Below are 18904 nucleotides of genomic sequence, written 5' to 3' on the forward strand. Positions count from 1 at the left end.
GCTGTGCTACTTGTCGGTCATCGGTACAGGCGACAGGTCATAGATACCCGTCCGCCCGGAGCCCGTCAGTCGTAGCCGACAGGGCCTGATCCAGAATATCCACCACCTGATCGACGACCTCGCGTGTCCAGATCAGAGGCGGCGAGATGATATTGAGATGGCCGACCGGGCGAATGATCAGCCCCCTCGCCTGCGCCTCATCCGCCACACGGTCTCCTACGCGCGCCTCGACCGGCAGCAGTGCCCGCGTCGTCTTGTCGGCCACGTTTTCAAGACACATCATGAAGTGGCTGCCGCGCACATCACCGACGGTTGCGTGCCTTGAAAGCGTGGCCAGCCGCTCTTCCAGATACGGCCCGACCTCAAGCACGTTGTCGCAGATGCGTTCGCGCTCCATGATCTCGATGTTCTTGAGCGCTGCCGCGCAGCTCACCGGATGGCCGGAATAGGTAAAGCCGGTGCTCAGTACGCCGCCCGGGCCCTGGGGCCTGGACAGCACCTCGTACATGTCATCGGAAATCAGCGTCGCCCCGAGCGGTGCATAGCCCGACGACAATCCCTTGGCGCAGTTGATGATATCGGGCTGCACGCCGAACACGGCTTCCGATGCAAAGAAATGCCCCAGACGGCCGAAGGCGGTCACTACCTCATCGGCGATGAGCAGAATGTCATGTTTACGACAGACGGCCTGCATGCGCCGCAGATAGCCCTCGGGCGCTACCAGCACCCCACCGGCGCCCATGATCGGCTCGGCGATGAACGCGGCGATATTATCAGCCCCGAGGCGCGCGATGGTGTCTTCAAACTCCTGAACCAGATGATCGCAGTACGCCGACTCGCTCATGCCCTCGGGGCGACGGTAGCAGTTGGCCTCGCTGAGGTACGTGACGAGGTGATCGAGGGTATCAAAATCCCAGTTGTTGCTGGCAATCCCGGTCAGGCTGGCTGCCATGTAGGTCGTGCCGTGATAGGCGTTGTTGCGGGAAATGATCCGTTTCTTGGACGGCTTGCCCAGTCGGTTGAAGTAGTAATGCACCAGACGCACGGTAGCGTCATTGGCGGCCGAGCCACCACAGCTGTAGAACACGTGATTGAGGTGGGCAGGCGCCAGATCCGCCAGCTTGTCCGCCAGCAGCGTTGCCGGAACGTTCGAAAGGTTGTTGAACGTCGAGAAGTAGGCCATCCGCGTGGCCTGCTCGGCCATGGCCTCACCGATCTCGCGTCGGCCATGGCCGACGTTCACACACCAGAGTCCGGCAATGCCATCGATGAACCGGTTGCCCTGAGCGTCCTGTACATGAATGCCTTCGCTTTCGGTGATGATGTCGCAGCCATGGGTGCCGAACCGGCTGAAATCGGTAAAGGGATGAATGAAGTGATCCTTGTCCTTCTGCCAGAGCGCCTGAGCGCGCTCGGGGGTATCAAGGTCCGTCGTCTCGCGGGGGGGCGTCGTGTTCATGGCATGGCCTCATGTCGTATTGACGGCCCGTGTCATCGGATCCGTCGCGGGAAAGGGTCACCGACAGGCTAGCGAGCCGACAGGTACCGCTGAAATATCCCCATTGGGGTATACCCCTCACCCTCACTGCGCGCCTATGGTCGTGGGACAGTGGTCACCGGGCACCTGCCGGCCCCGGAGCGATCCGTCGCCCGGCGTCAGCGGCGCCAGGCCATCAACGATCCCACAACACCAACAACAGGACGCGTGGACATGACTACCTCGATCAACGGCGAACGCCTGTGGAACAGCCTCATGGCCATGGCTGCCATCGGCCCCGGGCCGAACGGCGGCAGCTGTCGGCTGGCCCTGACACCGGAAGACAGCGACGGCCGCCTTCTGCTGCTGGACTGGTGCGAGGCACTGGGCCTGACCACACAGGTCGATGGCGTCGGCAATCTGTTCATTCGCCGCGAAGGACGCCAGCCGGACCTCCCCCCGATCGCCACCGGCAGCCACCTGGATACCCAGCCCAACGGCGGGCGTTTTGACGGCGTCCTGGGCGTGCTGGCCGGGCTCGAAGTCTTTCGCACCCTCAGCGAACACGACATCACCACCACGCACCCGCTGATGCTGGTGGTCTGGACCAACGAGGAAGGCAGTCGATTCGCACCGGCCATGGTGGCCTCCGGTACCTGGGCGGGCGCCTTCGACACGGAGTACACGCTGACCCGCACCGACCGCGATGGCATTACCTTCGGTCAGGCCCTCGAGGCCATCGGCTTCACGGGCGACACCCCGGTCGGCGAGCCGCACCTTTCGCATTTCATCGAGCTGCATATCGAGCAGGGCCCGGTGCTTGAAGCGGCCGGCGAAAGCATCGGTATCGTGACCGGGGTGCAGGGCATGCGCTGGTTCGATGTGGTCTTTACCGGTCAGAGCGCACACGCGGGTACCACGCCCATGGCCGCCCGCGCTGACGCCCTGGCCGCAGCGGCCCGATTGATCGACCGGCTGCACCACTACGCCGTGGCCGATGAGACCGGCACGACCCGCATTACCTTCGGCACCCTCGACGTGCCTGACAGCTCGCGTAACGTCGTACCCGGCCAGGTGCGCCTGAGCGTTGATCTTCGCCAGACCGATGATGATGCGCTGGACGCGCTGCAACAGCGCTTCAGGACCGAACTCGAGGCCTGCGGCGAGGCATTCGGCGTACAGACTCACGTCGAACGCATCTGGGCGTCCCCGGTGACGCATTTCGACCCGACCTGCATCGCCGCCATCGAACAGGCCGCCCGGGCGCGGCATTATCGCTGCCGGAAAATGGTCAGCGGCGCAGGCCATGACGCGGTCTACGTTTCTCGCCGAACCCCTACGGCCATGATCTTTGTGCCGTGCTGGAAGGGACTCAGCCACAACGAAGCAGAATACGCCTCGCCCGAACACTGCGCCCAGGGAGCCCAGGTGCTGTGCGATGCCCTGCTGTCGCTGGACCGATGCCGCGACTGATGCGGCCTGACTGACGTACGCGCCACCTTGTCCACGGAGACTGTCATGACTCATACCACGCCCGAGACCCACGCCGACTGGCAACGCCTGGCCAGCCAGCTTCACCTTGAAACCCGCGCCTGGATCGGCCAGCGCCATACCGACGCCCAGGACGGGGCACGTCTGACCACCCTCAATCCGGCGACCGGTGAAGTACTGGCCGAGGTCGTCGCCTGCGATGCCCCGGAAGCCGATGCCGCCGTGCGCCATGCGCGCCGTGCCTTCGAGGCAGGGCACTGGTCTCGCCGCCCTCCCGCCGAGCGCAAGCGCACCCTGCTGCGCCTCGCTGATCTGATGGCTCACCACCGTCACGAGCTGGCCCTGCTGGACACCCTGGACATGGGCAAGCCGATCACCAGCGCACTGGGGGATCTGGATGGCGCCATCGGCTGCATCCGCTATCAGGCCGAAACCATCGACAAGCTTTATGGCGAGATTGCCCCGACCGGCGAGGAGCACCTGGGGCTGGTGCTTCGGGAGCCACTCGGGGTCGTGGCCGCGATCGTGCCGTGGAACTTCCCGATGATGATGACCGCCTGGAAGATCGCGCCGGCCCTGGCCGCAGGCAACAGCGTGATTCTCAAACCGTCCGAGAAATCGCCGCTGTCGGCGCTCCGACTGGCTGCGCTGGTCGCCGAAGCCGGCGTGCCAGACGGCGTCTTCCAGGTATTGCCGGGGTACGGGCATACCGTGGGTCAGGCGCTGGCGCTGTCAATGGATGTGGACTGCCTCGCCTTTACCGGGTCGACGCAGGTCGGCAAGCAGCTCATGCAGTGCGCCGGCCGGTCCAACCTCAAGAAGGTCTACCTCGAATGCGGCGGCAAGAGCCCGAACGTGGTGTTTGCCGACTGCCGAGACCTGGACGCGGTGGCTGCCCACGCCGCCAGCGCGATCTTTCACAATCAGGGCGAAGTCTGTATCGCGGGATCACGGCTACTGGTGGACAACCGAATTCGTGATGCCCTGGTGGAGCGCGTGGTGGCCGCCGCCGAGCACATGCAGCCGGGCGACCCCCTCAACCCTGCCACGGCGATGGGCGCCATGGTGGATCAGGCGCAGTATGACCGGGTCATGACCTATATCCGGCGCGGCGTCGAGGAAGGGGCCCACTTGTGCGCCGGAGGCCAGGCCCTTGATGGTCCGGGGCTGTTCATTCCGCCGACCATCTTCAATGACGTGAGCGCCGACATGACCATCGCACGCGAGGAAATATTCGGGCCGGTGCTTTCGATCATGGGCTTTGACAGTGAAGACGAGGCCATCGCGCTGGCCAACGACAGTGTCTATGGCCTGGCTGCCGGACTCTGGAGTCAGGATATCGATCGCATCATGCGGGTGACCCGGCGGCTCAGGTCCGGCCAGGTCTACGTCAATAACTGGGCGGGCAGCGACATGACCATGCCCTTCGGTGGCGTCAAACAGTCCGGTAACGGGCGAGACAAGTCCTACCACAGCCTTGAGGAATACTCCGAGCTCAAGGCGGTCTGGATGGCGCTGAACGTCAAGGCATGATCGCCAGCGTCAGACTTCCGTCAGGCGGGGGCGGCCGGCCCGCCTGGCTGACGCCGTGAGACCAGCGCCACGTGATCAAGAAACAGCCTGAACAGCTGCGACTGGGTCGAGATATCCAGACGCTGGTACAGGTTCTTGCGGTGCACCTTGACCGTGCCATCGCTGATGCCAAGCTCTCGAGCAGCCGACTTGGTCGAGTGCCCGGCCAGCAGCAGATGCACGATTTCCTGTTCACGCGGCGTCAGAAGCCCCTCGCCGAAACTGGCAAACGCCAGCTCGATCGGTGCCTGGGTATCCGTATGGGATTGAAACAGCCCGGCCTGCCAGTGCCAGAATTCGGTGAGCATCACCTGAAGTACCGGTGCCACGCTTCGAAGCGCATGCAGGCTTCGGCGCGTCAGCGGCGCGCACTCTTCGCGAAACCCCAATGACACCATCATCACGACGTTGGCATCCACGCGGGCCAGAATGCCGACCTCGTCGCTCAGATCCAGCGCGCGATAGTAGTACTGATAATACTCGCTCTCGTGAAAGCGATCCGGCGCCAGCTCCCGCAGCGAATACACCCCCTGATCGGCTCCGCGCTGAATCGCGGTAAAGAACGGATCAAGCAGATACGCCTTGCCGAGATACCGCCCGATGGCGTGTTCACGCAGGTCACTGGCGTAATCGTCACGAATCATCAACGGTCGGGCGCGGCCCTTGTAGGTACTGATCAGGATGGACTGAATGTCGGTGATCTGACGTAGAAAGCGGGTCAGGTGTTCGGGAAACTCAGCGGTGCTTGAGCGCGAAAACAAGCGCGCCAGTGCCTGATGCCAATCGGCAGCGGCCTTGTGCGTCAGAAAGCCGTCCAGGGAAGAAGTGACTGGCGTCATGAGAAGTTCCTGTGCCGTAACACCCCAGAGATAACGGCATATCCGCATGGATTTCAAGCCCGCCCCCTCGCGTCGACCCGAGCGCGCGCATCGGACTAGACTGACCCTTGCGTCGTTCACCCCTGGCAAGGAGGCTGCCCATGACCATCACACTCTACGCCCATCGCCTGTCTCAACCCTCAAGAGCCGTCGACATCCTGTTGCGCGAGCTGGGCATCGAACACACTTTCCATGAAGTCGATTTTGCCGGCGGCGAGACCCATACTGACTGGTTTACTCACATCAATGCCCTGCAGACCATCCCCGCGCTCTGGGTCGACAATCACGGCACGCCGCTGTATCTGGGTGAAAGCCACGCCATCATGCGGTATCTGTGCCGCACCGCGGCAGATCAGGAGGGAGCGCAGCGCTGGTATCCGGGTGATGCCGACCCAGCCCGCTCGGCACGCATCGATCAATGGCTCGACTGGCACCACGGCAACGTGCGCCGATATGACATGTTTCATCACCTCATGAACCTGCATCAGACCCTGCCGATGCTCAAGCGCGAGATTCAATCCACGTTACTGACGCCACTTCAGGACGGCCTCACACCCGGCCTTGCCATGCTGGAGGCCCACCTTTCACGCCAGCAGCAGGGCACTCCTGCCCTGGCCGGCGATGGACACCCGACACTTGCCGATCTCGCCATCAGCTGCGAGCTGCATCAAATCATGGCGGTCGGCTATCGGTTCAAGAACTACCCCCACGTGAAGGCATGGCTTGAGGCCATGGCCGAGCGGCCTCACGCTCACGCCGTGGGCGACCGGATTCGGGCCCAGGGCCATGAGATCCGGGAACAGAACAGTGACTACCTGGCGCTCGATGCGTTCGGGTAGGGCCGGGCATCGCATCAGCCGCGGCACGGGCATGGAGTCGTGCCCTGGCCGCTGCATCCGGCCGATTCACGCATCTTTCGGTGAACACGCGGGCCCAGCATGAGTGTTCGCCACACCAGGATTACTAAAGCTGATCCAAAAGAAAAAATAAGTATATTTTAATGATCCACTCCGACTTCGTAAGCTTCCAGGCACAATAAAATCCGAGGAAGCCCCCATGTCAGCCGTCTCCCTGTTCGATATGCCTCCCCCACAGCCCTTGCCTTCACACGGCCCCGTGGCATGCCACCGCACCTCCAGGTAATTACACCCGATCTCTCTTCGACGATCGATAGGCGAGACAGTGTCGGTATCACCCCCGCCTTTCACCTACTCAACGGAAAACAACATCATGGCTCTGCAGAAAAGCTACGTTGACACGCTCGTAATTGGCGCCGGACAGGCCGGTATCGCCATGAGCGAACATCTCATACAGGCGGGTGTTTCACACCTGGTACTGGAGCGCGACCGCATCGCGGAACGCTGGCGCACACAGCGCTGGGACTCCCTGGTGGCCAATGGCCCGGCCTGGCATGATCGCTTCCCGGGCATGACCTTTGCCGATGTCGGCCCCGATGCCTTTGCGGGCAAGGAACAGGTCGCAGCGTATTTCGAAACCTACGCAGCGAACATGGATGCCCCCGTCCAGACCGGCGTCGAGGTAACGTCGGTGGTGCGCAACGAAGGCCGCCCCGGGTTCACCATCAAGACCTCGGAAGGCACGCTGGAGGCTGCCCGCGTCGTGGTCGCTACGGGGCCGTTTCAGCGACCGCTGATTCCGCCGATTGCGCCTCGAACCGATGCACTGACTCAGATCCACAGCTCCGAATACCGCAATCCCGAGCAGCTGCCCGAGGGCGCCGTGCTGGTGGTGGGTGCAGGCTCATCAGGCGTTCAGATTGCCGAAGAGCTGATGCGTGCAGGCCGACAGGTCTATCTTTCCGTGGGCCCGCATCACCGTCCGCCGCGCACCTATCGCGGCCGTGATTTCTGCTGGTGGCTGGGCGTGCTGGGCGAGTGGGATGCCGAGGCGATGAAGCCGGGCACCGAGCATGTGACCATCGCCGTGAGCGGGGCACGAGGCGGTAATACGATCGATTTTCGCCGCCTTGCCGCCAGCGGCATGACACTCGTGGGCAGAACCCAGGGGTTTGATGAAGGCGTGGTGACCTTCGAGTCGGACCTGGTGCAAAACATCGCCCTGGGCGATGCCAACCATCTCTCGCTGCTGGACGCCGCGGATGCCTACGCGGCCCGCAACGGGCTTGATCTGCCGCCTGACCCTGACGCGCGGGAACGCTTGCCCGACCCGGATTGCCTGACGAACCCGCTGAGCTCGCTCGACCTCGACGCCGCTGGTGTGAGCACCATCGTCTGGGCGACCGGCTTTTCCCAGGATTACAGCTGGCTGAATGTCGATGCCTTTGACGACCAGGGCAAACCCCAGCATCAGCGCGGCGTCTCAAAAGAGCCGGGCGTTTATTTCCTGGGCCTGCCGTGGCTTTCCCGTCGCGGGTCGAGCTTCATCTGGGGGGTCTGGCACGACGCCAAACACGTCGCTGACCACATCGCGACCCAGCGCAAGTATCTGGCCTATCACGCCGACGCCCAGCCACAGGGCACGCCCGCCGATGTCGAGAGGACGATCTGATGCCGACGCATACACGTATTCGCATGTTCAATACCAGGGTCACCTACCCCAATCAGAGCCTGGACAACGACCTGTGCCAGGCCGTGCGGGCCGGTGACACCGTCTATGTCCGCGGGCAGGTCGGTACCGATTTCGACGGCAATCTCGTCGGCCTCGGCGACCCGCGCGCCCAGGCAGAACAGGCGATGAAAAACGTCGCCCAGCTGCTGAAGGAGGCGGGCAGCGACCTCTCGCATATCGTCAAGACCACGACCTATATCACTGATCCTCGCTTTCGCGAGCCGGTCTATCGTGAAGTCGGGCTGTGGCTCAAGGGAGTGTTTCCCATCTCCACCGGTCTGGTGGTCGCGGGACTGGCCCAGCCCGAGTGGCTGATGGAGATCGACGTGATCGCCGTTATTCCCCAGCAGGAGAGTGACCAATGACGCTATCGATTGCCGGTTTCTGCCGTGAGACAGGCCAGTTCGGCGCGGCCATCACCTCATCAAGCATCTGCGTGGCCAGCCGCTGCGTCTTTGTCGGCCCGCGCCATGGGGTGGTGCTGACGCAGAACGTCACCAATCCGGTGCTTGGCCAGCTGGGGCTCGAACATCTGCACTCCGGCCTGAGCGCCGGCGAGGTGCTGACGAAACTGCTGGACAGTGAAGACTATCCCGAGTGGCGCCAGCTTCAGGTGCTCGATGCCCACGGCGACAGCGCCGTTCACAGCGGCGCCGAGACGCTGGGCATTCATGCGACGCGTGCCGGCAACGACTGCGTGGCGGGGGGCAACATGCTGGCGGAGGCCAGCGTGGTCGACGTCACGGTCGCCGCCTTCGAAAACGCCACGGGCGAACTGGCCGAGCGTCTGCTGGTGGCCCTGGCCGCGGGCGTCGACGCCGGCGGCGAAATGGGCCCCGTCCACTCCGCAGGCCTGAAGGTCACCAGTCAGGCCAGCTGGCCGGTCGTCGACCTGCGTGTCGACTGGCACGACGACCCCATCGTCGAACTGCGCCAGCTCTGGACGCGTTACCTGCCCCAGCGCGACGACTACGTCTGTCGCGCTGTCCGCCCCGATGAGTCGCCCTCCTATGGCGTGCCCGGAGACGTGCGTTAAGCCCCGGCTTCGCCAGAACAGGGCCGCTGACCGGCGGCCTGTCGAGAAGCCTGCTTCCTTCCTGACGGCGCACATGACACATCATCGTGTGCGCCGTTCCTTCATGGGATTTCGAACTGCCATGCCATCTACTACTGATGCCGTTGACCTGCTCACCACGCTGGTGGGGTTTGATACCACCAGCCACCGCTCCAACCTCGAACTGATCGCCTTCATCGAGTGCTATCTCGACGACCACGGGGTCGCCTCGCGTCGCGTACTCGACACGACCGGCGAGAAGGCCAATCTCTTCGCGACCATCGGCCCGCAGGACCGTGGTGGCGTCATCCTGTCGGGACATACCGATGTTGTTCCCGTCACCGGCCAGACCTGGCACACCGACCCCTTTACCCTGACGGCGCAGGAAGGTCGTCTCTACGGGCGCGGCGCGGCAGACATGAAGGGCTTTCTCGCCGCGGTGCTTGCAACCGTGCCGGCGATGACCCGGGCCAGGCTTGGCGTGCCGATCCATCTTGCCTTCTCTCACGATGAGGAGGTCGGCTGCGTCGGGGTGCGCAGTCTCATCGACGATCTCAAGGGCGTTGCCCATCGCCCCGTGGCCTGCATCGTCGGAGAACCCACGCGGATGCGGGTGGCGACGGCGCACAAGGGCAAGCTCGCCATACGGGTGTCGGTCACCGGCAAGGCGAGCCATTCGGGCATGGCCCCGGAGGGCGTCAATGCGATTCATGCCGCAGGGCATCTGATCCAGTGGGTCGACACGCAGGCAAGGGCAAAAGCCGAACATGGCCCGTTTGACGAGCGATTTTCGGTGCCCTGGACCACGCTTCAGGTTGGCGTCGTGCAGGGGGGAGAGGCGCTCAACATCGTGCCGGCGACATGCCATCTCGATATCGAGATGCGCACCGTTCCCGAGGATGATCCAGAAGCACTGCTCGAGGCCCTCACGGCCGTCGCCAGGACGGTCGAAGCCGACATGCGCGCGCATCACGATGAGGCTCGCATCGAGGTCACCCGGCTCGGCGACTATCCGGGGCTCTCGGTCGAGGAAACCAGCCCGCTGCTGGCGTTCACGCTGGGGTTGATCGAGGATCAGGATCGCGCCCGCATCGGCTACGGCACCGAGGCCGGACTTTTCCAGAACGGGCTCGACATTCCCACCCTCGTCTGCGGCCCCGGCGACATGGCGCAGGGCCACACACCGGATGAGTTCATCGAAACGGATCAGCTGCACCAGTGCGTTGCCTGGCTGCACGAGATGGTCGACGCCTTGACGACAGACGCCATTGACAGTAGCCATGGAGGCCGCGCGCCGTTCATCGCGGCATCCCGGCCAGGCCGGTAGCTATTCCAGGCAGGGCAGACCTTCGGCATCGGTGCCGTCTGGTACGCTTGTGGGTAGACGGACTCTCTCCAGCGTAACGCTTACTCCAACTGCAGGACGGCCGAACCGATGCGTCAATTTACCCTCAAGCAACTGCGCTATTTTGTCGTCGCAGGCGAACTCGGCAGCGTGACGGGCGCTGCGAAACAACTCTATGTTTCACAGCCCTCGATCTCTGCCGCCATTCACCAGATCGAGGAGATGACGGGACTTCAGCTCTTTGTGCGCCATCATGCTCAGGGGCTGTCCCTCACCCCCTCGGGAAGACAGCTGATGACGCGAGCCCGGCAGCTGCTTCGCGATTCGGACAATCTGATGCAGTATGCAATGTCGCTGGGAGATACGATCGCCGGCGAACTCAAGCTGGTGGCGTTTCCCACGTTTGCGCCCGTTTTCCTCCCTCGCCTGCTGCGCAAGTACGCGGATGCCTACCCGGACGTCAACCTGAGCTGCCACGAGATGACGCAGGAAGACATTCTCAAGGGGCTGCACAACGGCGAGTACGAACTGGCGTTTGCCTATGATCTTCAGCTGCCTCAGGAGATCGAGTTCACCCCGCTCTCGCGCTTTCCTCCCTATGCCGTCGTGGCCGAGGATCATCCACTCGCCCGGCAGGGCAGCGTAAGCCTTGCCCGGCTCATCGAGCATCCCATGGTGCTGCTGGACTGGCCCCAGAGCCGTGAATATTTTCTCTCCCTGTTCGAAGCCGAGGGCATTGTGCCCGACATCATTTATCGGGCGAAATCACTCGACATGATTCGCGGCCTCGTCGCCAACGGCTTTGGCTTTTCGCTGTTCAACACGCCGCTGACGACCGACAAGGCGTTCGATGGCAAACGTCTGGTGGCGCTCACGCTTGAGGAAGACGCCCGACCGCTGTCCATGGGCATCGCCAGCCTTCGTCACCTCACCCTCAGTCCGGCGGCAGAGGCCATGCGCCAGCTCGCCTCACGGACCGACCTTGTCCTTGAGACCATCAACTCACCACGCTCGACCCCCTCGTCTTCCACCCCCGACGCCTGACCACTCGCACCGTCAATGCCCTGGCACGGCCATGGCGGTGCGGGACTGCATCAGCGAAACCTATCCCAACGTTCGCATAAAAGTATTTTAACCAATCCGGGGCCCTGCTTATCGTGGAGCTACACGGTGAGACCTTGGTATTAAGAAAAGCCGGCTCACCGTTCAGGGCGCCATGCCTGCAAAACGACTCACAACAACAGTCAACAACGGAGTCCCCATGTCCTCGCATTCGATCCACATGCTCTCAGACTCATGCCTGTTCGAGCGCTGCTCGACCGACCCCCACCGTTCATCACGGCTTTCCTGTCGTCCCCGGCCGCGCACTGCGTAGTGACCGCTTGGCTTCATCAGGTATCACCTTCCAGGGAGAACCCCATGAGTTCATGGACCTTAATCGCCTTCGGTGTCGTGTCAGCCGCCACGCTTGCGCTTGCTGTCGCAGCGCTGCTGCTGGACAGGCAACGCCAGCCCCACTGACCAACAGACCTCTTTCAATAACAATTATCCGAGGACTATCCCATGTTGAACTGGGCCCTACTGATCGTGTCCGCCACGATCCTGATCGGTCTGTCGCTCTACTCGATGCGAGTGGCCGGCGACCAGGACGAGTCAGGCTTTCTCGTTGCCAATAATTCGCTCGGCCCCTTCGTGGCCGCCGCTACCCTGATCGCCACCGGCTACAGCGGTTTCGTCTTCATCGGCTCCCCGGGGGTCGCCTACGAGTACGGATCGCTCGAGCTCTTTTCGAACGCGTTCTACACGCCCGCCTTTTTGATCGCCACACTGTTTTTCGCCAACTATCTGCGTCGCAAGGCCCGCACGCTGGGCAGTCGTACCATGCCCGAGTACATCGCACAGACCCACTCGGCGGGCATGGCCGGACGCTGGCTGCAGGGATTGGTGGCCGTCATCATCATTTTGCTGCTGAGCGTCTTCCTGGTGTCCCAGATCAAGGCGATCGGCCTTCTTGTCTCCGGCTGGCTGGGGCTTTCACCGACGATGGGCGCTCTGCTGATCACGCTGCTGGTGGTCGGCTATACCATGTTCGGCGGGCTGCGGGCCGTGGCCTGGACCGATGCCGTGATGGTCCTGGGGATGGTGCTGGCCTCCTGCGTCATCGCCTATGTCGTCTTTGTCGAAATTGGCGTGGGCGAGCTGATCGCCAGGCTCGACGTGATCAACCCGGAGCTTGCCAACCCCTCATCCGGAGCCCCCTACGGTGACAGCCCGGCCTCGGCGCTGCTGCTGCTTCCCTACGCATTTCTGTGGGCCGCAGCGCTGCCGTTCATGTCGGTACGCTTTCTCGCCATCAAGCAAAACGTCAGCATGGCGCGGGTCGGCATCTGGGTCGCCATTCTTGGCCTTTTGCTCAACTTCACACCGCTGGCAGGACTCTACGCCAAGGCCTATTTCCCCGATCTCGCTTCTCCGGACATGGCCATGCCCACGTTTCTGGCGGAAGGGGTCAGCCCTCTGATGTCCAGCGTCATCACGCTGTTCATTCTTTTCGCCATGAAATCGACCGCGAACTCACTGATGCATACGGTCTCGACGGCGCTCTCCTATGACCTGCGCGCGGCACTGGGGGTGCACAAGGGGTTCACGACCACCATGACGTTCAACCGGTTGATGGTGCTGATCGTGGGCATCTGCGGCTTTGTCGGCATGGCCTACATGCCTCCGGTGATGATCCTGTGGCTGGGCATTCTGGGTAACGGCACGCTGATGGCGTCGCTGTTCGGGGTGACGCTGTGCTCGACGTTCTGGCAGGGCAACAGCGCAGGGGCGTTCGCCTCCATCGCCGCCGGATTCAGCGTCAGCGCTTTCCTTCTGCTGGGTACGGATCTCGGCTGGGTGCAGGGCCCGCTCTACGGCTGCCTCGCCTCTGCGGCCTGCTACGTCGGTGTGAGCCTGGCAACACGTCGCGCGCTCACTCCCGCTGCCTCGTCCCTCTGATCGTGTGCCCTGTATGGCGTGCGGACTGAAGCACGCTGACGGGCCACCGGAGCCGTGAACGCAAAAGCGGCAGTGACTTGAAATCACTGCCGCTTTTGCGTGAGTAGCACCATTGGTATCGGCTGAAAACGGCAGCAGTATCCTGCTCAAATGCTGAACATCTGCTGGTGCTACGCCCGTCAGGCTCGCCTGTCCGGACCGGCCAGCCATTCATGGCCTTTCAGCATCAGGTTCCAGTAGATGAACGGCAGCTGCCGTGCCTTGATGTGCCAGCCCAGTCGGGTAGCCTGCCGGGCCTGGTTGACCCAGTCGGGAAAGGTGGGTTGTAACTCGCCACCGTAGCCGAACTCCGCCAGCACCACCCGGCCCCGCTCGACCGTCAGCGGGCAGGCACCGTATCCGCGATAGCACGAGGGCAGCGGGTCGCCCTTCAGTTGAGCAACCAGGTTGTCTGCCACGACGGGGGCCTGCTTTCGCACTGCGGCAGCGGTCTTGGCATTACTGGTGCCGCTGGCGTCTCCCAGCCCGAACACATCCTCGAAACGGGTGTGCTGCAGCGTCTCCGGGGTGAGATCCAGCCAGCCTGCGTCATTGGCCAGTACAGAGGTGCGCACAAGCTCTGGCGCGCGCTGAGGCGGCACCACGTGCAGCATGTCAAAAGGCACCTCGGCCACATCATTCCCCGCTTCGCTGGTGACCTGAAAACGCGCGAGCCTGGCCGGGCCGTCGACCGCGATCAGCGTCTGCTGAAACCGGCACTGAATACCGTAGCGCCTTATGTAGCGTTCAAGCGCAGGGACGAAGGCCGCTACGCCAAACAGGGCGCCGCCGGCATTGTGAAAATTCACATCGATATCGCCCAGAACCCCCTTTCGCTCCCACTCGGCGCAGGAGAGATACATTGCCTTCTGGGGCGCCCCGGCACATTTGATTGGCATCGGTGGCTGGGTAAAAAGCGCCCGTCCTCTGGTCATCGATTGCGTCAGTGACCAGGTATAGGGCGCCAGGTCAGCCCGGTAGTTGGAGGTGACGCCATGATGACCCAGCGCCGCGTCCAGCCCCTCAATGGCGCTCCAGTCAAGGGTCAGACCAGGGGCCACCACCAGCGCTCTATAACGCAGGGTCGCGCCGCTGTCGAGTTCGACCTGGTGCTGGTCCGGCAGCAGTGCCGTGGCCGCACAGCGGTGCCAGGTCACGAAGGAGGGCATGACCGAAGCCATGGTGCGGCGTGTCTGCTCAGGGGTGAATACCCCACCACCGACCAGCGTCCAGCCCGGTTGATAGAAGTGTTCTGTGGCCGGCTCAACGATGGCAATATCCAGCGCCGGCTCACGTCGGTGCAGGCTGGCGGCCACGGCAATGCCACCGGCCCCGCCGCCGATGATGACCACGTCATGGCCGGTGATGTGCGCCGACGCCTCCTGGTTCAGATCATTCATGCCACTCATGCGGCTCTCCGGTTCATGTGGTGCCCGAGGGCAGGATAATGAGGCCATCGAGCCTCAACGGCTGATGCCCGGCGCATCGAGGGGAATCTTCAAATAGCGTCGCCCATTGTCTTCCGGGGCGGGCAGCCGCCCTCCCCGTACATTGACCTGCAGCGCATGCAGCAGCAGCCTGGGCATCGGCAGATCGCTGTCGCGGTGATTGCGCATCGCGATATACTCGTCGCGCTGCTGCTCACCCAGCGGATGCACGTTGGTGTTGCGCTGCTCCTGCACGGTACTTTCCCAGCGAGGCGCTCGCCCGTCAGGCATATAGTCGTGGCCGGTAAACAACCGGGTCTGTTCCGGCAAGGCCAGAATGGCCTGAATGGAGTCCCAGAGCGCGGAGGCACTTCCGCCGGGAAAGTCGGCGCGTGCGGTACCGAAATCAGGCTGAAACAGGGTGTCATGCACAAAGGCCGCATCACCGATGACGTAGGTGACCGAGGCAAGGGTGTGGCCGGGAGAGTGCATGACCCTGACGGAAAGTTCGCCCAGAGCGAAGGTCTCGCCATCATCGAACAGGTGATCCCACTGGCGGCCATCGGTGTCCAGGGCCGGCAGGTTGTAGATGTCCTTCCAGAGCGCCTGGACCTCGGTAACGGCCCGCCCGATGCCGACCGGAGCACCAGTCCGCTCATGCAGGTAGTGCGCGGCGGACAGGTGGTCTGCGTGGGGATGGGTATCCAGAATCCAGGCGAGCGTCAGCCCCTCTCGGGCAATATGGTCAAGCAGGGCATCCGCATGATGGGTGGACGTGGCACCGGCCTTTTCATCGTAATCCAGTACCGGGTCAATAATGGCGCAGGCGCTGGTGGCCGGGTCACTCACCACGTACTGAACACTGAAGGTGTCGGGGTCAAAGAAGCCGGCAACATCAGGCTGGCCAGGAGAGTGGGCGAAGGTTGTCATTGCATCACCATTGAACGTCACTAATGTAGGAAGGCAGGACTCAGGATAGTTCATTTTATAGAATAACGTTATTCGAATTTGCTATATATTACCTGTTCGATGTTCTGACATGCCCGTTCGCGGTATTCTGCCCCCGGTATCAAGACGCGATCACAACACAGGATGTTTCAATGCCGGCTACCCCGGATCCCCATGATACGACCGCCCCGCAGGAGGTCAGCTGCTTCAACTGCGAGGCCTGCTGCTGTCGGCTCGAAGTGCTTCTGGACAGCGATGACCTGGCCCGCAACATTCCTCATCACCTCGTCGAGGAAGATGCCTGGGGCGGGCTGGTCATGCGTCAGGAGGAAGATGGCTGGTGCGCCGCGGTCGATCGCAATACCATGCTGTGCACCATTCACTCGCGCCGTCCACAGAACTGCCGTGATTTCGACATCGGCAGCTTTGAATGCCTTGAAGAGCGCGCGATTCACCTGGTGCCGGCACAGCATTGACGCTGCACCCTCCCCCCCCTTTGACAGGCGAGCCTCATGGCCAAACTAAGTGAAATCGATACAGCGGCCATTCCGGGCGGGCGCGGTCACCTGCGGTTGTTGCAGCGTGATGATGAATTTTCGATCCGTATCGCAGGCAAACCCGGTGAATTGATGAATACCCGCCTGCACGGCTCGGAAGATGCTCTGGCGGAGCTGGCCTGCGCGCGCGTTGCAGCACATCCGGCCGTGCGGGTGCTGGTGGGCGGACTGGGCATGGGCTTTACCCTGGCCGCCGCCCTGAAAAGCCTGCCTGCACAGGCCGAGGTCGTGGTGGCCGAACTGGTGCCGGGCGTTGTCGAATGGAATCGCGGCCCGTTGGGCGCGGCAGCCGGTTACCCGATCAATGATCCCCGGTGTCGCATCATTGTGGATGATGTGGTTGCCGTGCTGGAACAGCACCCCGGTGCCTTCGATGCCATCATGCTTGATGTCGACAACGGTCCTGAAGGTCTGACCCGCAAGGACAATGACCGGCTGTACAATGCAAAGGGCCTTCAGACCATTCAGGAAGCACTGCGACCGGAGGGAGTGGTGGCCGTGTGGTCCGCCGGGATGGACCCGGCGTTCAGTGAACGCCTGAAGCGTGCCGGGCTGTGTGTCGAAGAGCATACCGTACGTGCTCATCGTCCCGGCAAGGGCGCACGCCATACCATCTGGCTTGGCTGGTAAATCCACCACTGAACAAGGGAGATACCGCAAATGCCACTGGATATTTCACGCAACGTCTCGATTCCCGACAATGAAATCGAGCTGACGGCCGTACGTGCACAGGGTGCGGGCGGTCAGAACGTCAACAAGGTGTCGTCGGCCATTCACCTGCGCTTCGACATCCGCGCTTCCAGCCTGCATCCGGGCTTCAAGGAAAAGCTGCTGGCCCTGCGCGATCGCCGGATCACCCGGGATGGGGTGGTGGTGATCAAGGCCCAGCAGCACCGAACCCAGGAGCAGAATCGAGAGGATGCTCTGGCCCGTCTCAGGGAATTGATCCGACCGGTGCTGTATTCCGACAAGCCGCGCAAGGCGACCAGACCGAGCCGAAATGCCAAACGCAAACGGATGGACAGCAAGACACGCGATGGTGCCAAAAAGCGCCTGCGAGGACGGGTGGATCATTGAGCCCCGCTTCCTGTCATCTGTCTCTCACGGCCATGCACCGACCGCTCATTTATCTGTCCGAGGGTAGCCATGAATCCGGATGATCTTCAGAAACTGGTGCAGTGGCGAATGCCGTTCGGCAAGTACGAAGGGCGCCTGCTGGCGGATCTGCCCGGCCATTACCTGCACTGGTTCGCTCGGGAAGGGTTTCCCGATGGCGAGCTTGGGCGCCTGATGGCCCTGATGCGCGAGATCGACCACAACGGTCTGTCGCCGCTGCTCGAGCCCCTGCGTCACCGCTGAGCACACTTTGCACGCCACGGCCCTCGCATTGGTTCAGGGCCGTTTTTCGATGAGCCAGCGACACCCTTTCATACCGACTGATACCCTTTGACGATAAGGGTATGCCAAATACGCCTATATGGTAGCGTGCAATTAAATCGCGCACGATCTATATTGAGGACATGACGATGTCGACGGATACAGATAACGACCTGAGCCTTGAGTCACAGCTGTGTTTTTCCCTGTACGCCGCTCAGCTGGCAGTGGGTAGAACCTATCGTCGGCTGTTGAACGAGCTGGCACTGACCTACCCGCAGTACCTGGTCATGCTGGTGCTATGGGAGCGCGATGGCCAGGGCGTGTCACGGATCGGTGAGCTGCTTCATCTGAACTCGGCCACGCTGACCCCGCTGCTGAAACGCCTTGAAACCGCGGGTCTGCTTGTCCGCCAGCGAAGCAGCACGGATGAACGCCAGGTCACAGTGACACTGACCGAGGAAGGCAGCGCACTTCAGCAGCGCGCTGCCTGTATTCCGGCCCAGGCCTTTGACGCCAGCCAGTGCTCGCCGGAAGAGCTGGCCTCGCTCAAGGCATCCCTGGATCAGCTTCGGCACAATCTGGATCAGTAATCGTTTCCCTTGTTGCAGCAACCTACTCTGACAGGAGCATTTCATGAGCATCGAACAGGTTATTTACCGTGCCCAGGCTACCGCTACCGGCGGCCGTGATGGTCAGGCCACTTCAGCCGACAACGCCCTGGACGTCAAACTGTCGACGCCCAGGGAGCTGGGGGGCGCCGGCGGAGAGGGCACCAACCCGGAACAGCTCTTTGCTGCCGGGTACTCTGCCTGCTTCATTGGCGCACTGCAGTTTGTCGCGGGCCAGGAAAAGGTGTCCCTGCCGGAAGATACCAGCATCACGGGTGATGTCGGCATCGGCAGGGTTCCCGGCGGCTTTGGTATCGAAGTCACCCTGAACGTGTCACTGCCCGGCCTTGAGCAGAAACAGGCTGATGCGCTGGTCGAGAAGGCCCATGGCGTATGCCCCTACTCCAACGCGACCCGCGGCAATATTGATGTCACGCTCAACGTCAGCGTCTGAAACCTGACTCATCGACAGAAGGCGCCCCATCCCGGGGCGCCTTTTTCATGCCCGACCAGATGATGACACGATCGCTGATGACGGCAGG

The 18904-nt window shown here is 62.5% G+C and carries 19 protein-coding genes; 15 read left to right on the plus strand and 4 right to left on the minus strand.

The window, feature by feature from the left end:
* Positions 1-37: 37 nt before the first annotated feature.
* Positions 38-1459: an aminotransferase gene (locus OQ287_RS14120; RefSeq protein WP_250938201.1), complete on the minus strand. Its 1422-nt coding sequence runs from the start codon at positions 1457-1459 to the stop codon at positions 38-40.
* A gap of 252 nt (positions 1460-1711) precedes the next feature.
* Here OQ287_RS14120 and OQ287_RS14125 point away from each other — a divergent pair, with 252 nt between their 5' ends.
* Together OQ287_RS14125 and OQ287_RS14130 are read left to right on the plus strand one after the other, a co-directional pair.
* Positions 1712-2950, plus strand: coding sequence for a M20 family metallo-hydrolase (locus OQ287_RS14125; protein ID WP_250938200.1), 1239 nt, complete (start codon positions 1712-1714; stop codon positions 2948-2950).
* Positions 2951-2995: 45 nt separating this feature from the next.
* Entirely contained in the window at positions 2996-4501 is a 1506-nt protein-coding gene (locus OQ287_RS14130; protein ID WP_265896866.1) for an aldehyde dehydrogenase, read from the plus strand.
* A 20-nt stretch (positions 4502-4521) separates the two neighbouring features.
* Here the strand turns inward: OQ287_RS14130 and OQ287_RS14135 are convergent, their stop codons facing one another.
* Complete coding sequence (locus OQ287_RS14135; protein ID WP_250938198.1) at positions 4522-5379, minus strand: helix-turn-helix transcriptional regulator; 858 nt, start codon at positions 5377-5379, stop codon at positions 4522-4524.
* Between the two features lie 140 nt (positions 5380-5519).
* Here OQ287_RS14135 and OQ287_RS14140 point away from each other — a divergent pair, with 140 nt between their 5' ends.
* The 7 genes from OQ287_RS14140 to OQ287_RS14170 all read left to right on the plus strand — a co-directional run bounded on the left by OQ287_RS14140 (position 5520) and on the right by OQ287_RS14170 (position 13406).
* Positions 5520-6257 carry a glutathione S-transferase family protein gene (locus OQ287_RS14140; protein WP_265896867.1) on the plus strand — a complete coding sequence of 246 codons (738 nt, stop codon included), beginning with the start codon at positions 5520-5522 and terminating at the stop codon, positions 6255-6257.
* A gap of 391 nt (positions 6258-6648) precedes the next feature.
* Entirely contained in the window at positions 6649-7947 is a 1299-nt protein-coding gene (locus tag OQ287_RS14145; RefSeq protein WP_265896868.1) for a flavin-containing monooxygenase, read from the plus strand.
* Positions 7947-8372 carry a RidA family protein gene (locus OQ287_RS14150; protein WP_250938194.1) on the plus strand — a complete coding sequence of 142 codons (426 nt, stop codon included), beginning with the start codon at positions 7947-7949 and terminating at the stop codon, positions 8370-8372. The genes OQ287_RS14145 and OQ287_RS14150 overlap by 1 nt, the downstream gene beginning before the upstream one ends.
* A complete protein-coding gene (locus OQ287_RS14155; protein ID WP_265896869.1) occupies positions 8369-9043 on the plus strand; it encodes a DUF1028 domain-containing protein in 675 nt (224 codons plus the stop codon). The genes OQ287_RS14150 and OQ287_RS14155 overlap by 4 nt, the downstream gene beginning before the upstream one ends.
* 121 nt (positions 9044-9164) lie before the next feature.
* On the plus strand, positions 9165-10388 hold the full coding sequence (gene argE, locus OQ287_RS14160; protein ID WP_265896870.1) for an acetylornithine deacetylase: 1224 nt from the start codon (positions 9165-9167) through the stop codon (positions 10386-10388).
* A gap of 108 nt (positions 10389-10496) precedes the next feature.
* Positions 10497-11450: a LysR family transcriptional regulator gene (locus OQ287_RS14165; RefSeq protein ID WP_265896871.1), complete on the plus strand. Its 954-nt coding sequence runs from the start codon at positions 10497-10499 to the stop codon at positions 11448-11450.
* A gap of 519 nt (positions 11451-11969) precedes the next feature.
* Positions 11970-13406 carry a sodium:solute symporter family protein gene (locus tag OQ287_RS14170; protein WP_265896872.1) on the plus strand — a complete coding sequence of 479 codons (1437 nt, stop codon included), beginning with the start codon at positions 11970-11972 and terminating at the stop codon, positions 13404-13406.
* Positions 13407-13585: 179 nt separating this feature from the next.
* Here OQ287_RS14170 and OQ287_RS14175 read toward each other — a convergent pair whose 3' ends face one another.
* On the minus strand, positions 13586-14854 hold the full coding sequence (locus OQ287_RS14175) for an NAD(P)/FAD-dependent oxidoreductase (protein ID WP_265896873.1): 1269 nt from the start codon (positions 14852-14854) through the stop codon (positions 13586-13588).
* 54 nt (positions 14855-14908) lie between these two features.
* Positions 14909-15802 carry an MBL fold metallo-hydrolase gene (locus OQ287_RS14180; RefSeq protein WP_265896874.1) on the minus strand — a complete coding sequence of 298 codons (894 nt, stop codon included), beginning with the start codon at positions 15800-15802 and terminating at the stop codon, positions 14909-14911.
* Positions 15803-15972: 170 nt separating this feature from the next.
* Between OQ287_RS14180 and OQ287_RS14185 the strand changes: the two genes are divergently transcribed.
* The 6 genes from OQ287_RS14185 to OQ287_RS14210 all read left to right on the plus strand — a co-directional run bounded on the left by OQ287_RS14185 (position 15973) and on the right by OQ287_RS14210 (position 18816).
* On the plus strand, positions 15973-16296 hold the full coding sequence (locus OQ287_RS14185; RefSeq protein WP_250938185.1) for a YkgJ family cysteine cluster protein: 324 nt from the start codon (positions 15973-15975) through the stop codon (positions 16294-16296).
* A gap of 36 nt (positions 16297-16332) precedes the next feature.
* Complete coding sequence (locus tag OQ287_RS14190) at positions 16333-17007, plus strand: spermidine synthase (RefSeq protein ID WP_265896875.1); 675 nt, start codon at positions 16333-16335, stop codon at positions 17005-17007.
* 30 nt (positions 17008-17037) lie between these two features.
* The gene (gene arfB / locus OQ287_RS14195) at positions 17038-17454 is read left to right on the plus strand and encodes an alternative ribosome rescue aminoacyl-tRNA hydrolase ArfB (RefSeq protein ID WP_250938183.1); all 417 of its coding nucleotides are present in this window, start codon (positions 17038-17040) and stop codon (positions 17452-17454) included.
* A gap of 69 nt (positions 17455-17523) precedes the next feature.
* On the plus strand, positions 17524-17736 hold the full coding sequence (locus OQ287_RS14200; protein ID WP_250938182.1) for a DUF3820 family protein: 213 nt from the start codon (positions 17524-17526) through the stop codon (positions 17734-17736).
* A gap of 167 nt (positions 17737-17903) precedes the next feature.
* Positions 17904-18344: a MarR family winged helix-turn-helix transcriptional regulator gene (locus OQ287_RS14205; protein ID WP_265896877.1), complete on the plus strand. Its 441-nt coding sequence runs from the start codon at positions 17904-17906 to the stop codon at positions 18342-18344.
* 43 nt (positions 18345-18387) lie between these two features.
* Positions 18388-18816 (plus strand): organic hydroperoxide resistance protein, encoded by a 429-nt coding sequence (locus OQ287_RS14210; protein WP_250938180.1) that lies wholly within the window; start codon positions 18388-18390, stop codon positions 18814-18816.
* The last annotated feature ends 88 nt before the right edge of the window (positions 18817-18904 follow it).

The sequence above is a fragment of the Larsenimonas rhizosphaerae genome (assembly GCF_026240105.1).
Taxonomy (GTDB): domain Bacteria; phylum Pseudomonadota; class Gammaproteobacteria; order Pseudomonadales; family Halomonadaceae; genus Larsenimonas; species Larsenimonas rhizosphaerae.

What these genes read in the sequence shown, in the direction of transcription:
- argE (WP_265896870.1), top strand. Translation starts at nt 9,165, where the DNA reads ATGCCATCTACTACTGATGCCGTTGACCTGCTCACCACGCTGGTGGGG.
- OQ287_RS14135 (WP_250938198.1), bottom strand. Translation starts at nt 5,379, where the DNA reads ATGACGCCAGTCACTTCTTCCCTGGACGGCTTTCTGACGCACAAGGCC.
- OQ287_RS14130 (WP_265896866.1), top strand. Translation starts at nt 2,996, where the DNA reads ATGACTCATACCACGCCCGAGACCCACGCCGACTGGCAACGCCTGGCC.
- OQ287_RS14205 (WP_265896877.1), top strand. Translation starts at nt 17,904, where the DNA reads ATGTCGACGGATACAGATAACGACCTGAGCCTTGAGTCACAGCTGTGT.
- OQ287_RS14180 (WP_265896874.1), bottom strand. Translation starts at nt 15,802, where the DNA reads ATGACAACCTTCGCCCACTCTCCTGGCCAGCCTGATGTTGCCGGCTTC.
- OQ287_RS14190 (WP_265896875.1), top strand. Translation starts at nt 16,333, where the DNA reads ATGGCCAAACTAAGTGAAATCGATACAGCGGCCATTCCGGGCGGGCGC.
- OQ287_RS14200 (WP_250938182.1), top strand. Translation starts at nt 17,524, where the DNA reads ATGAATCCGGATGATCTTCAGAAACTGGTGCAGTGGCGAATGCCGTTC.
- OQ287_RS14210 (WP_250938180.1), top strand. Translation starts at nt 18,388, where the DNA reads ATGAGCATCGAACAGGTTATTTACCGTGCCCAGGCTACCGCTACCGGC.
- OQ287_RS14165 (WP_265896871.1), top strand. Translation starts at nt 10,497, where the DNA reads ATGCGTCAATTTACCCTCAAGCAACTGCGCTATTTTGTCGTCGCAGGC.
- OQ287_RS14125 (WP_250938200.1), top strand. Translation starts at nt 1,712, where the DNA reads ATGACTACCTCGATCAACGGCGAACGCCTGTGGAACAGCCTCATGGCC.
- OQ287_RS14175 (WP_265896873.1), bottom strand. Translation starts at nt 14,854, where the DNA reads ATGAGTGGCATGAATGATCTGAACCAGGAGGCGTCGGCGCACATCACC.
- OQ287_RS14155 (WP_265896869.1), top strand. Translation starts at nt 8,369, where the DNA reads ATGACGCTATCGATTGCCGGTTTCTGCCGTGAGACAGGCCAGTTCGGC.
- arfB (WP_250938183.1), top strand. Translation starts at nt 17,038, where the DNA reads ATGCCACTGGATATTTCACGCAACGTCTCGATTCCCGACAATGAAATC.
- OQ287_RS14120 (WP_250938201.1), bottom strand. Translation starts at nt 1,459, where the DNA reads ATGAACACGACGCCCCCCCGCGAGACGACGGACCTTGATACCCCCGAG.
- OQ287_RS14145 (WP_265896868.1), top strand. Translation starts at nt 6,649, where the DNA reads ATGGCTCTGCAGAAAAGCTACGTTGACACGCTCGTAATTGGCGCCGGA.
- OQ287_RS14185 (WP_250938185.1), top strand. Translation starts at nt 15,973, where the DNA reads ATGCCGGCTACCCCGGATCCCCATGATACGACCGCCCCGCAGGAGGTC.
- OQ287_RS14170 (WP_265896872.1), top strand. Translation starts at nt 11,970, where the DNA reads ATGTTGAACTGGGCCCTACTGATCGTGTCCGCCACGATCCTGATCGGT.
- OQ287_RS14140 (WP_265896867.1), top strand. Translation starts at nt 5,520, where the DNA reads ATGACCATCACACTCTACGCCCATCGCCTGTCTCAACCCTCAAGAGCC.
- OQ287_RS14150 (WP_250938194.1), top strand. Translation starts at nt 7,947, where the DNA reads ATGCCGACGCATACACGTATTCGCATGTTCAATACCAGGGTCACCTAC.